The organism is Faecalicatena sp. Marseille-Q4148, assembly GCA_018228665.1.
Lineage (GTDB): Bacteria > Bacillota > Clostridia > Lachnospirales > Lachnospiraceae > UBA9414.
Genome location: CP073692.1, coordinates 1,555,790 through 1,569,568, shown reverse-complemented (window position 1 = coordinate 1,569,568; position 13,779 = coordinate 1,555,790). Strand labels below are relative to the sequence as shown.

Annotated in this window: 13 protein-coding genes; 9 read left to right on the top strand and 4 right to left on the bottom strand. The window is 42.8% G+C overall.

Translation table 11 applies throughout. The features are described 5' to 3' along the window. Positions 1-161: 161 nt before the first annotated feature. Positions 162-818, top strand: a complete 657-nt coding sequence (locus KFE17_07395) for a YigZ family protein (GenBank protein ID QUO33536.1) — start codon at positions 162-164, stop codon at positions 816-818. Positions 819-874: 56 nt separating this feature from the next. Here the strand turns inward: KFE17_07395 and raiA are convergent, their stop codons facing one another. The 4 genes from raiA to typA all read right to left on the bottom strand — a co-directional run bounded on the left by raiA (position 875) and on the right by typA (position 4,892). Then, positions 875-1,411, bottom strand: coding sequence for a ribosome-associated translation inhibitor RaiA (gene raiA / locus KFE17_07390; GenBank protein ID QUO33535.1), 537 nt, complete (start codon positions 1,409-1,411; stop codon positions 875-877). 92 nt (positions 1,412-1,503) lie between these two features. After that, entirely contained in the window at positions 1,504-2,115 is a 612-nt protein-coding gene (locus tag KFE17_07385; GenBank protein QUO33534.1) for a transporter, read from the bottom strand. Between the two features lie 51 nt (positions 2,116-2,166). Next, positions 2,167-3,063: a phosphatase PAP2 family protein gene (locus KFE17_07380; protein ID QUO33533.1), complete on the bottom strand. Its 897-nt coding sequence runs from the start codon at positions 3,061-3,063 to the stop codon at positions 2,167-2,169. Then, on the bottom strand, positions 3,063-4,892 hold the full coding sequence (gene typA / locus KFE17_07375; protein ID QUO33532.1) for a translational GTPase TypA: 1,830 nt from the start codon (positions 4,890-4,892) through the stop codon (positions 3,063-3,065). Before typA ends, KFE17_07380 begins: the two co-directional genes overlap by 1 nt. Before the next feature lie 278 nt (positions 4,893-5,170). Between typA and KFE17_07370 the strand changes: the two genes are divergently transcribed. From KFE17_07370 to KFE17_07335, 8 genes are all read left to right on the top strand, one after another. Continuing rightward, positions 5,171-5,800 carry a single-stranded DNA-binding protein gene (locus KFE17_07370; protein QUO33531.1) on the top strand — a complete coding sequence of 210 codons (630 nt, stop codon included), beginning with the start codon at positions 5,171-5,173 and terminating at the stop codon, positions 5,798-5,800. Between the two features lie 122 nt (positions 5,801-5,922). Next, positions 5,923-6,813, top strand: coding sequence for a 4-hydroxy-tetrahydrodipicolinate synthase (locus tag KFE17_07365; protein ID QUO33530.1), 891 nt, complete (start codon positions 5,923-5,925; stop codon positions 6,811-6,813). Between the two features lie 32 nt (positions 6,814-6,845). Then, entirely contained in the window at positions 6,846-7,616 is a 771-nt protein-coding gene (locus tag KFE17_07360) for a 4-hydroxy-tetrahydrodipicolinate reductase (GenBank protein ID QUO33529.1), read from the top strand. Between the two features lie 88 nt (positions 7,617-7,704). Continuing rightward, complete coding sequence (locus tag KFE17_07355) at positions 7,705-7,974, top strand: hypothetical protein (protein QUO33528.1); 270 nt, start codon at positions 7,705-7,707, stop codon at positions 7,972-7,974. 187 nt (positions 7,975-8,161) lie between these two features. After that, positions 8,162-10,732, top strand: coding sequence for a preprotein translocase subunit SecA (gene secA, locus KFE17_07350; protein QUO33527.1), 2,571 nt, complete (start codon positions 8,162-8,164; stop codon positions 10,730-10,732). Between the two features lie 108 nt (positions 10,733-10,840). Then, positions 10,841-11,948 (top strand): peptide chain release factor 2 gene (prfB, locus tag KFE17_07345; GenBank protein QUO33526.1). Its coding sequence is split into 2 segments (ribosomal slippage): positions 10,841-10,915 and positions 10,917-11,948, totalling 1,107 coding nucleotides; the frame shifts between segments, so codons are not numbered across the junction. Positions 11,949-11,966: 18 nt separating this feature from the next. After that, a complete protein-coding gene (locus KFE17_07340) occupies positions 11,967-12,407 on the top strand; it encodes an ACT domain-containing protein (protein QUO33525.1) in 441 nt (146 codons plus the stop codon). 72 nt (positions 12,408-12,479) lie between these two features. Further along, positions 12,480-13,691 (top strand): aspartate kinase, encoded by a 1,212-nt coding sequence (locus tag KFE17_07335; GenBank protein ID QUO33524.1) that lies wholly within the window; start codon positions 12,480-12,482, stop codon positions 13,689-13,691. Positions 13,692-13,779 lie beyond the last annotated feature (88 nt).

The following is a 13,779-nucleotide window of genomic DNA, read 5'->3' as shown; positions in this document are numbered from 1 at the left end:
TCCTTCATACCAGGATATTATAGCATAGACATACTTGGGAAATAAAGTCTATTTTAAAAAGTTCATATTTCATGCGGAAATATTAAGAAAATCTTGAGAGTTTCACAATATTTCTGTTATGATATATACTATATGGAAGAAAAACAAGCGAGGAAGATAGTATGTTAAGTCAGTATACAACAGTCTATGAAGGCGGTGAGGGCGAGATCATCGTCAAAAAGTCAAGGTTTATCGCGACGGTGCGGCCGGTAAAAACAGAGGAAGAAGCCATTGCCTTTATTGCGGAGATGAAAAAAAAATACTGGGATGCCACTCATAACTGTTCTGCCTATGTAATTGGAGAGCGTTTTCAGGTCCAGCGCATGAGCGATGACGGGGAGCCACAGGGAACAGCAGGCAAACCAATGCTGGATGTCCTTATGGGAGAGGAAATCCATGATATTGCAGTTGTGGTTACAAGATATTTTGGCGGGACACTTCTTGGAACGGGCGGTCTTGTGAGAGCGTATTCAGGCGCAGTGAAAGAAGGACTTGCCAATAGTATTATTATAACCAAATATAAAGGATATAAACTTGAGTTTACGACAGATTACACGAATCTGGGGAAAATTCAGTACATACTGGGACAGAAGAAGATTCAGACATTGGATACGGTTTATGAAGATCTTGTGCGGATGACAGTGCTTGTTCCGGAGGAACTGATCAGCCAGGTAACAGCAGAAATCGTAGAAGGGACGAATGGACAGGTGGAGCCGCAGATGGGAGATGCGTGTTATTTTGCAGATGTGGCAGGAGAGATGATGCTCTGGAAAGAATAGAAAAAGGATGAAATTAGAAAAGGAACCGGCAGCGATGTGTGCCGGTTCCGTATTCTTTATCTGAATTCTGGTTCGATCAAACCATAGGTTCCATTCTTACGTTTGTAAACAACATTAACTTCTTCAGATTCTGCATTGAAGAATACATAGAAATCATGTCCAAGAAGTTCCATCTGTACACATGCATCTTCAGGATACATTGGCTTGATACCGAAACGTTTTGTACGGATGATCTTAATTGGTTCTTCCAGTGATTCCTGTACTTCTTCTTCAAAGAATTCCTTCTTGAAGTTGCTTTCGTCCTGATGTTTTGCGACTAATTTTGTCTTGTATCTGCGGAGCTGCCGCTCAATCACTTCTTCTACAAGATCAATAGATACATACATATCGCTGCTGCTCTGTTCGGAACGGATGATCGTTCCTTTTACAGGAATTGTAACTTCGATCTTCTGACGATCTTTTTCAACGCTAAGGGTTACAATAATTTCTGTTTCAGGAGTAAAATATCTTTCTAACTTTCCGAGTTTTTTTTCGATCGTCTCTTTCAATGCAGGTGTGACGTCGATATTTTTTCCGCTGATAATGTAGTTCATACAATTCAACTCCTTTTCGTGTATTTCACCGAAAATTCGGTGAGGGACAACTGAATTGCTTGTCCATATGATGATTATAACACAAAAAAGTGTTAACGTATAGACCGAATTACTTCAATTCTTGATACTTTTCCTTCGTGCATCTTAGCAACTCTTAATGTGAAGTTGGAAAAATAGGCGCAGGCGCCGACTGCAAGGTGGATCTGGTCATCTTCGAACTTCCGGAGAAGGACATCTCCCAGAGTTTCATCATCGTGATAAGGAATTTGCGTATGTATGATCTTATTGACGACAGTTACTTTCTGGCTGGCGCGGAAGATGATACTTTCGGATTCATCAAAATGGCAGAACAGATATTTTCTTGTGGCAAATAAAATTGCAATGGCAGCAACGCCGATCAGATTGTCGATGGCGCGTTCGTGATCAATCACAATCTGTCTTGCGATGGCAAATAAAAGTACTTGGAACACAGTTCCCGGAGAATGCTCGCAGAGCATATGGATCAGCTCGATTCCGATTACAAGGGTAAAAGCGCCGGCCAGCAGTTCTTCGGCAGTATGGAACGCTTCAAAATTCCCGATTTGAAATAAAGAACCGACAAGCTGAGTGGTAAAGAATAAAACGCCGAGAGCCAAAATACCGGCGATAAATAATTCTAAAATGTTTGCAGCCTGCACCAATCCTACCTTGATGTATTTCTTCATATAAAAACTCCTTTACAATATAATCATTTCCATTGTAAAGGATAAAATGAATTACTGTAAAGGAGTTTTTTTCATTTTTGTAAAAAGGAACGGATATCCGTACATAACAAAGAGTACCACAAAGAAATACTGTAAAAGTTCCATGAAAAGTGTGTCTCCGAGAAAGAATTTCAGCGTCAGCTTTAGTACCAGTGTCAGAAGAAGACCAACGGTCATACGCTGAAGCAGATGGCTGACATTGCGGCAGCGTGAACAGAAATTCAAATAAGTCCGTTCCAGATAAAAGCCTGCAGCGAAGCCAAGACCGGCGCCGGCAGCTTTGCAGCAGTCAGCGGCATATTTGACTTCAATGATATTCTGACGAAACAAAAGAAGCGCGTAGAACGCAGTCAGGCAGGAAAGGATGAGAAGAATGACGGAAATCATTTTCGTATACCTGTTTTCTTCCAGCAGACTGTCTCCGAATTTCCAGATGATTGCTGTAAAAAAGAGGGAGACGGCCATAGCGGTGAGAACATCTTTTGGTGTGTGTACGCCCAGATACATCCGTGAAAATCCGATGGCGAGAAACATCAGAATGCAGAGACATTTCTGCCAGAATTTCCGGGAGCGCAGAGCCAAAGGGACAAAGAGGCAGGTGCCTCCCTGCGTGTGACCGCTTGGAAAAGAATATCCGGTGGCGGCAGGAACAGCGCTTGCGACCGGATGAAATTCGGGATCCAGTATCCACGGACGGGGAATCCGAAATGTAATTTTCAATGTCTGGATGCAAAGACCGGCAGAAAAGTAGATAAATCCGAGCCGATAGGCGAATCTTTTGTCCAGACACCAGTAAAAGAGGCAGATAACTGCAAGGATGCAGATTTCTTGCCCGAAATAAGTAATCCATTGGAAGAAGGAATCAAGAACGGGATTCCTGATTCCTTCCAGTAGTCTTAAAAAATCCATTATTTATTGAATTGTGCTCTCTTTCTTAGGCGCGGATCAAGGATTTTTTTGCGGATCCGCAAAGATTTTGGGGTAACTTCCAACAGCTCGTCCGTCTCGATGAAATCAATTGCCTGTTCAAGACTTAGAATACGAGGCGGTACAAGTTTTAACGCTTCATCGGCGCTGGAGGATCTTGTGTTTGTCAGGTGCTTTGTTTTGCAGACATTTAACTCAATGTCTTCGGACTTACCATTCTGACCAATGACCATACCTGCATATACTTTTTCGCCAGGTCCAATGAAGAGAGTACCGCGGTCCTGAGCGCTGAACAAACCATAGGCAACGGCAGTTCCGGTTTCAAATGCGATGAGAGAGCCTTGTTTTCGATACTGAATATCTCCTTTGTACGGAGCATATCCGTCGAAAATTGTGTTGAGGATTCCGTTTCCCTTTGTGTCTGTCATGAAATCACCGCGATATCCGATCAGGCCTCTTGAAGGAATCGAGAATTCCAGACGGGTATATCCGCCATTGGCAGTACCCATATTGCGGAGTTCGCCTTTTCTCTGACTTAGTTTCTCAATGACAGTTCCGGTAAATTCTTCCGGTACATCAATGTATGCCAGTTCCATTGGCTCAAGCAGTTTGCCGTTCTCATCTTTTTTGTATAATACTTCGGCTTTGCTGACTGCAAATTCATATCCTTCGCGGCGCATATTCTCAATAAGGACAGAGAGATGAAGTTCTCCGCGGCCGGAAACTTTGAAGCTGTCTGTCGATTCAGATTCTTCTACCCGCAGGCTGACATCGGTATTCAGTTCGCGGAAAAGACGCTCCCGGATATGGCGGGAAGTGACGAATTTTCCTTCCTGTCCTGCAAATGGACTGTCATTGACAATGAACTGCATAGCGATTGTCGGTTCAGAGATTTTCTGGAACGGAATTGCACTTGGTGCGTCGGCACAGCAGATGGTATCACCGATGGCAATGTCAGGAATACCGGAGATTGCAACGATAGATCCGACACCGGCCTCTTTCACTTCGACTTTTTTCAGACCATCGAATTCATAGAGCTTTCCGATTTTTACTTTTTTCTGCTTGTCCGGATCATGATGATTTACAACAACAAGATCCTGATTGACTGCGATCACGCCGTTATCAACTTTGCCGACACCGATTCTTCCCACATATTCGTTGTAATCGATTGTGCTGATGAGCAGCTGTGTACCGGCATCCGGATCGCCCTCCGGTGCAGGAATGTAGTCGAGGATTGTCTCAAACAGCGGTTCCATATTCTCTGGATCGTCAGAGAGATCAAGAACAGCGATGCCGGACTTGGCAGAAGCATAGACAAATGGACAGTCAAGCTGTTCATCAGAAGCATCGAGATCCATAAATAACTCAAGTACTTCATCAATAACTTCGTCCGGTCGTGCCTCCGGCCGGTCAATCTTGTTGATGCAGACAATTACAGGGAGTTCCAGCTCTAAGGCTTTCCGGAGTACAAATTTTGTCTGCGGCATAACACCTTCAAATGCATCTACAAGAAGGATAACACCATTAACCATTTTTAATACACGCTCTACTTCGCCGCCAAAGTCAGCATGTCCTGGTGTATCGATAATATTGATTTTTGTGTTTTTGTAATAGACAGCAGTATTTTTGGAGAGGATTGTGATACCACGTTCTCTCTCAATGTCATTGGAGTCCATGACACGCTCTGCTACTTCTTGATTTTCACGGAATACACCGCTTTGTTTGAGAAGCTCATCCACTAATGTTGTTTTGCCGTGGTCTACATGGGCGATGATGGCAATGTTTCGGATATCTTCACGTTTCATATTCATAATTATATCAATCCTTTATTTTATTTTGTACGTTTTTAGTTTCAACCTATATATATTATCACATTTTTTGTTTTTTACAAGACATTCTGTCACAAGAACGAAAAAGGTCGGAAAAAGAAAGATACCGGAGAATTTTGAAATATGCCGGAGAAATTTCAAAATTTCTGGCATACGGTTTTGGGAAAACAGGAAGATTTTCAGTTCTAGTATGGCAGGGATGTCCATAGACTTAGTAGTGACTAAAAAATACGCCGCAGAGGAAGGGAGATTTACAATTCATGTCAGATAAGATTATTGAAAACAATCAGGTAACAATTATGGGAGAGATTATTTCCGGATTTACATTCAGTCACGAGGTGTTTGGCGAGGGCTTTTATATGGTGGATGTAAGAGTGAGACGATTGAGTAATTCGGATGATATTATACCGCTTATGATCTCAGAACGCCTGATCGATGTGACAGAGGACTATACGGGAGAATATATCATGGCATCCGGACAGTTCCGATCCTATAATCGCCATGAGGAGCAGAAAAACCGATTGGTGCTTTCGGTATTTGTAAGAGAAGTTTCATTTGTAGATGAAGAACCGGACGGAGTGAAAACCAACAGTATTTTGCTGGATGGCTACATATGTAAAGAGCCGATCTATCGGAAAACACCTCTTGGGAGAGAGATTGCAGATGTGCTGCTTGCAGTCAACCGCCCTTACGGAAAGTCAGATTACATTCCATGTATCTGTTGGGGAAGGAATGCAAGATATGCTTCCGGATTCCAGGTGGGAGAACATGTCCAGATTCTCGGAAGAATCCAGAGCAGAGAGTATATAAAGAAACTTTCTGAGACAGAAACACAGAAGCGGGTAGCATATGAAGTATCCGTAAGTAAGCTGGAATGTATGGATGCGTAGCGCTGTAAAAAGCACAGGTACTGTCAATTGAATTTGTCGCGGGCTTGATTGACATTGCTGATAATTAATGTTAAAATTCGAGCATATCAGGCGAGTGTCAGAAAGACGAGGAGGATGAGACTATGGCAGTTTTTACAGGTGCAGGTGTAGCAATCATTACACCATTTCATGCAGATGGAAGTATTAATTATGACAAGCTGGCTGAATTAATAGATTATCATTGTGAGAAGAAGACAGACGCGATTATTATTTGCGGAACAACAGGAGAATCTGCGACAATGTCAAGAGAAGAACATCGTCAGTGTATTCGTTTTACAGTAGAGCAGGCAAAGGGAAGAATCCCGGTCATTGCCGGAACGGGCTCGAACTGCACAAGGAATGCCGTAGAGGCTTCTGTAGAAGCAGTGAAGGACGGCGCGGACGGTCTTCTTGTTGTGACACCTTATTATAATAAGGCAACACAGCAGGGGCTGGAAGCACATTATAGTGCAATTGCTAAGGAAGCAAAAGCTCCGGTCATCATGTATAATGTGCCAAGCCGAACAGGATGTAATATTGCGCCGGAGACGGTTGCTAAGATCGTGAAGGAATCAGAATATGTAGTGGGAATCAAAGAAGCGTCAGGAAATATTTCTCAGGTTGCGAAGATCATGCAGCTGACAGACGGCAATATTGATCTGTATTCCGGTAATGATGATCAGATCGTTCCGCTTCTGTCTCTCGGAGCCAAAGGTGTCATCTCTGTACTTTCTAATGTTGCTCCGGACGAAACACACGATATCTGTGAGTTGTTCTGGAAAGGACAGGTAGAAGAAAGCTGTGCGCTTCAGCTCCGCGCACTTCCGCTGATCGATCAGCTTTTTAGTGAAGTGAATCCAATTCCGGTGAAGAAAGCAGTCAGCCTTCTTGGAATGGAAGCAGGACCGCTTCGTCTTCCGCTGACAGAGATTTCTGCAGAGAACGAGAAGAAACTTGTGCAGGCAATGAAAGAATTTGGCCTGCGCGTGTGCTAGAAAGAGATACCAGAGACAGGGGGAAGAGACAGATGATTAAGATGATAATACATGGTTGTAATGGAAAGATGGGGCAGGTGCTAACGCAGCTTGCAAAAGAAGACGAGAATATCGAAGTGGCAGCCGGAATTGATACCTATACCGGAATCAACAATGATTATCCGGTATTTCCAAGCTTGGATGCATGCGATGTGTCAGCCGATGTTGTAGTTGATTTCTCAAGTGCAGCAGCAGTGGATGCACTTCTTGATACATGTAAGGCTAAGAAGCTTCCGGTTGTTCTTTGTACAACAGGATTATCAGAGGAGCAGCTTCAAAAAGCAGAAGAACTTGCTAAGGAAACGGCAGTGCTTCGTTCTGCGAATATGTCTCTTGGAGTGAATCTGCTTCTGAAATTATTAAAAGAAGCGGCAAAAGTTCTTGGAGGCGCCGGATTTGATATCGAGATTGTAGAAAAACATCACAATCAGAAGATTGATGCACCAAGCGGAACAGCGATTGCTATGGCAGATTCTATCAATGAAGCTATGGATCATAATTATCATTATGTATATGACAGAAGCCAGGTGCGCCAGAAACGAGATGCGAAAGAAATCGGCATTTCAGCTGTGCGAGGAGGAACGATCGTAGGGCAGCATGACGTGATCTTTGCGGGTATGGATGAAGTTGTAGAATTTCATCATACAGCATATTCCAAATCAATTTTTGCCAAAGGCGCGTTGGAAGCAGCGAAGTATCTGGCGGGGAAACCGGCAGGTATGTACGATATGAGCGATGTAGTGCTGAAAGAAAACAATAATTAAAATGTATTTGTGAAGTATAATATCTCCCAATCTGTAAATATTATTGATATATTCGATTTTATTTCACAGAAAGGGAGATTTTATTATTATGAAACAAATTAGAAAAACTATGATTACGCTAGTATGCGTACTGGCATTGTGTCTGGCTGCGGCATGCGGGAGCAATAATGATGCCACAGAAAACGGAATGAATAAAAATGAAAATGCAGATACTGTCGAGGAAAGAAAAGACGGAACAACTATGGGAGAAGACATAAAAGATGATGTGGAAGATCTCGGAGATGCAGTAAAAGACGGTGTGGAAAATACCGGAGATGCGATTCGCGATGGAGTTGAGGATTTGACAGATACAAAATAGTCACAAGAAAGAAATGAGGAGCCCTGTAAATATGCAAGGCTTCTCTTCTTGCTTAACGTCTTATAAGGATAACGTCTTATAAGGGGAGAATCAGGAACTTTTCGTGAGAATTTGGTTGAACTGAATGGCGTATAGTGTTAGAATGAAGAGTAGTCTTAACATTAGATAGAAATGAAGGAGAAGACATATGGGTTTCATTGAGAAAATTTTCGGTACGCACAGTGAACATGAGCTGAAGCGGATTTATCCGATTGTAGATTATATTGAATCGCTGGACAGCGACATGCAGCAGTTGTCCGATGAGGAATTAAGAGGAAAAACAAAGGAATTTAAAGAAAGACTGGCAGAAGGAGCAACACTGGATGACATTCTTCCGGAAGCATTTGCGGTTGTCAGAGAAGCAGCGGTCAGAACGATCGGACTGAAGCACTTCCGGGTACAGCTGATCGGCGGTGTAATCCTGCATCAGGGACGTATTGCAGAGATGCGTACCGGTGAAGGTAAGACATTGGTTTCCACATTGCCGGCATATCTGAATGCCCTTGAAGGGAAAGGGGTACATATCGTTACTGTCAATGACTATCTGGCAAAGCGTGACGCAGAGTGGATGGGACAGATTCATCGTTTTCTTGGCTTGACAGTTGGTGTTGTCCTGAACTCCATGAACAATGATGAGCGCCGCGAGGCATATAACTGTGATATTACATATATTACGAATAATGAACTGGGCTTTGATTATCTGAGAGATAATATGGTTGTTTATAAAGAGCAGCTTGTACAAAGAGGGCTTCATTATGCGATCATCGATGAGGTTGACTCTGTTTTGATCGATGAAGCGAGAACACCGCTTATTATTTCCGGACAGAGCAATAAGTCTACAAAGCTTTACGATGCGTGCGATATTCTGGCAAGACAGTTGGAACGAGGAGAGGCCAGCGGAGAATTTACAAAGATGAATGCCATTATGGGAGAGGATATCGAAGAGACAGGCGATTTCATCGTAAATGAGAAAGATAAGAATGTCAATCTGACAGAAGAAGGTGTTAAGAAGGTTGAAAAGTTCTTCCATATTGATAACCTTGCGGATGCAGAGAACCTGGAGATCCAGCACAATGTGATTTTGGCATTGCGGGCGCATAATCTGATGCATAAGGATCAGGATTATGTTGTAACTCCGGAAGGAGAAGTTGTAATCGTTGATGAATTTACAGGACGTATTATGCCGGGACGCCGCTATTCAGACGGACTGCATCAGGCGATTGAGGCGAAAGAGCATGTAGCTGTCAGAAGAGAAAGCAAGACGCTTGCAACGATTACATTCCAGAACCTGTTTAATAAATTCCAGAAAAAGTCCGGTATGACAGGTACTGCTTTGACAGAGGAGAAAGAGTTCCGCGATATTTACGGTATGGATGTTATTGAGATTCCTACGAATCTTCCGGTTCAGAGAAAAGATTTAGATGATGTTGTTTATAAGACAAAACGCGAGAAATACGAAGCAGTCGTTGATGAGGTGGTACGGGCACATCAGACAGGACAGCCGGTGCTTGTTGGTACTATTACGATTGAAGTTTCTGAACTTTTGAGCAAGATGCTGAAAAAGCGCGGTATTAAACATAATGTATTGAATGCAAAATTCCATGAACTTGAGGCGGAGATCGTTGCTGAAGCAGGACGCCACGGCGCTGTTACGATTGCGACGAATATGGCGGGACGTGGTACAGATATTAAGCTGGATGATGAGTCAAAGGCAGCCGGAGGTCTGAAGATTATCGGTACAGAACGTCATGAATCCAGACGAATTGATAATCAGCTGCGCGGACGTGCCGGACGTCAGGGAGATCCGGGAGAGTCACGGTTCTATATTTCTCTGGAAGATGATCTGATGCGTCTTTTCGGTTCTGAGAAGTTAATGGATATCTTTAATAAACTCGGTGTCGAAGACGGCGAGCAGTTAGAGCATAAGATGCTTTCAAGCGGAATTGAGAAGGCACAGAAGAAGATCGAGAACAATAACTTTGGAATCCGTAAGAATCTTCTTGAGTATGACCAGGTTATGAATGAGCAGAGAGAACTGATATACGAAGAGCGCCGCAAAGTGTTAGACGGGGAGAATATGCGAGATTCTATCTTCCATATGATTACAGATTTCGTAGAATCCACAGTAGATGCGAATATTTCTTCAGACATGGATTATGAAGACTGGGATCTGACAGCTCTGAATGTAGACCTTCTGGCAGTGGTACCGATGAAACCGGTAACAGCAGAAGATGTGAAAGGAATGCAGCAGAAAGAATTGAAGCATCTTGTAAAAGAGCGTGCAGTAAAAGCTTACGAGGCAAAAGAGGCAGAATTCCCGGAAGCAGAGCATTTGAGAGAGTTAGAGCGTGTTGTTCTTCTGAAAGTAATTGATGCGAGATGGATGGATCATATTGATGATATGGATCAGCTGCGTCAGGGAATCGGTCTTCAGGCATATGGACAGAGAGATCCGCTTGTAGAATACAAGATGGTTGGTTATGAGATGTTTGGCGACATGACCAATACGATTACAAAAGATACTGTGCGCACTCTGATGAATGTACGGATTGAACAGAAAGCAGAGCGTCAGCAGGCAGCGAAAGTAACAGGAACAAACAAAGATGATACTGCTTTACATGAACCAAAGAAACGTGCGGAAAAGAAAGTGTATCCGAACGATCCGTGTCCATGCGGAAGCGGTAAAAAATACAAACAGTGCTGCGGACGAAATAAATAGAACAGCAGGAAGAGGTGTGGCAGGATTTCTGACACACCTTTGCCGCTTATAGAAGACTGCATATGCAGCAATGCCAAAGTGCAGCTATTAGTGAAAAGGAGGATGCAGATGATAGAACTGGATGAATTAAAAAGTATGATCAGCGCTTATGAAGAACCGCTTGAAGAACTCAGGGGGTCTCTTTGACATTGCGGGAAAGAAACGAAGACTGGAAGAGCTGGAGAAGAAAATGGAATCTCCGGATTTCTGGGAAAATCCTGAAGAGTCTCAAGAGGTAACAAAAGAAGTGAAAGCGCTTAGAGATACGCTGGAAGCGATGAAAGGACTTTCCGGACATTTTGAAGATGTGATACTTCTGATTGAAATGGCAGATGAAGAAAATGACAGGAGCATGTTGAAGGAGATTGAACGGGAGATCAGTTCTTTTGAAGAGAAATACGAAGCGCTGCGCATTGAAACGCTTCTCTCAGGAGAATATGATAAGAATTCTGCCATTGTGACACTTCATGCAGGCGCAGGAGGAACGGAGTCCTGTGACTGGGCGAATATGCTTTACAGAATGTATACAAGATGGTCCGAGCAGAAGGGATTTTCCATTACCGTACTGGACTATCAGGCAGGCGATATTACCGGAATCAAAGCGATTACCTTTGAGGTAAATGGGGCGAATGCGTATGGTTATCTGAAATCTGAAAAAGGTGTACATCGCCTTGTGCGGATTTCACCGTTTAATTCAGCGGGAAAACGTCAGACCTCTTTTGCATCCTGCGATGTTGTGCCGGATATTGAAGAGGAAATTGACGTAGAGATTAACGAGGATGACTTGAAGATTGATACTTATCGGGCCAGCGGCGCCGGTGGACAGCATGTTAATAAAACTTCCTCTGCCATTAGGATTACGCATCTGCCAACGGGGATTGTAGTACAATGTCAGAATGAACGTTCGCAGTTCAGCAATAAAGAAAAGGCAATGCAGATGCTGAAAGCGAAGCTGTATCTGATCAAACAGCAGGAACAGGCAGATAAGGTATCGGGTATCCGTGGAGAAGTAAAAGAGATTGGATTTGGCAATCAGATCCGTTCGTATATTATGCAGCCATATACATTAGTAAAAGATCATCGGACAAATGTAGAGAACGGTAACGTAACGGCTGTCCTTGACGGGGCTTTAGATACATTTATGAACGCATATCTGAAACAGTTAAGTCTCGGATAAAGAATGGGGGAAGGAACTATGGATAAAGCAAGATATTATGTAGTAACGAAGCGGGCGCTTCCGGAAGTGCTTTTGAAAGTTGTACAGGTAAAACGGCTTCTGATGACAGAAAAGAAGATGACGATCCAGGAAGCGGCAGACCAGGTTGGAATCAGTCGGAGTTCCTTTTATAAATACAAAGATGATATTTTTCCATTCCATGAAACTGAAAAAGGGCAAACAATCACGATTGTGATTCAGATGGATGATCGTCCGGGTGTACTGACGGAGCTGTTGGCGATGATAGCAGAATATGAAGCGAATATTTTGACGATTCATCAGAGCATTCCGCTGAATGGAGTGGCAACAGTAACATTAAGTCTTGAAGTGCTTTCTTCTACCGGAAATATGGAGGATATGATTGAGGCTTTAGAGGGAAGAGAAGGAGTGCATTATCTGAAAATAGCAGGCAGAGAATAGCGGCTATTGCAGAGTCTGCATAAGAAAATTCGCGGGTATTTTCAGAGAATCCGTATCATATTGGAGGAAAATATGCTGATAGTAAAAAAATTTGGAGGTTCATCTGTTGCTGACAAAGAGCGGATCTATCGTGTGGCGCGCAGATGCATTGAAGATTATAAAAAAGGTCATCAAGTAGTGGTGGTTCTTTCTGCAATGGGAGATACAACTGACGAATTGCTGGAAAAAGCGAAAGAGATTAATCCGAACGCGTCAAAGAGAGAATTGGATATGTTATTGACAACAGGGGAGCAGGTATCTGTTTCTTTAATGGCAATGGCAATCAATGCACTTGGAATTCCGGCGGTGTCATTAAATGCATTTCAAGTAATGATGTATTCCACATCTACCTACGGAAATGCCAGATTTAAAAAAGTGGATACAGAGAGAATCTACCATGAATTAGAATCCGGTAAGATCGTTATTGTGACAGGATTTCAGGCAGTGAACAAGTATGATGATTATGCAACGCTTGGACGTGGCGGTTCGGATACAACAGCAGTGGCGCTTGCGTCAGTGCTTCATGCGGATCAGTGTGAGATTTACACAGATGTGGACGGTGTATATACAGCAGATCCAAGAGTTGTTAAAAATGCAAGAAAACTGGAAGCAGTTACATATGACGAAATGTTGGAGTTAGCAGCCCACGGTGCAAAGGTACTGCATAATCGTTCCGTAGAAATGGCAAAGAAATACGGAGTGCAGTTAGTTGTGCGTTCCAGCTTGAATGAAAATGAAGGAACGATTGTAAAGGAGACGGTAAAAATGGAAAGAATGTTAGTTACAGGCGTAGCGGGAGAGAAAGACATTGTAAGGATTTCCGTGATTGGAATTGATGATAAACCGGGTGTTGCATTTAAGATTTTCAATACGCTTGCAAAAAATAAGATTAATATCGATATTATTTTGCAGTCGATTGGCCGCGAAGGAACAAAGGATATCTCCTTTACTGTAGCAGAGAGTGACTTGGAAGCAGCTTTGAATGTTTTAGAAGAACATAAAGAGGCGTTGACGATCAAAGAAGTAAAGTACAAAAAAGATGTGGCAAAGGTATCTGTTGTAGGAGATGGTATGATGTCTAACCCTGGTGTGGCAGCGCAGATGTTCGAGGCTCTTTATAATAGCAGGATTAACATCAATATGATATCTACTTCAGAGATCCGCATTACGGTATTGATTGCAGAAAGCGATCTGGATAAAGCGTTGAATGCAGTACATGAAGAGTTTGGACTTGGAACATATTAAGAAAATTTGAAAAGATGATATTAAGCATTAGGCAGGACTTTTCTTCAAAAAGAAGAGTTCTGCCTTTCTTACTATATACGGGGAATAA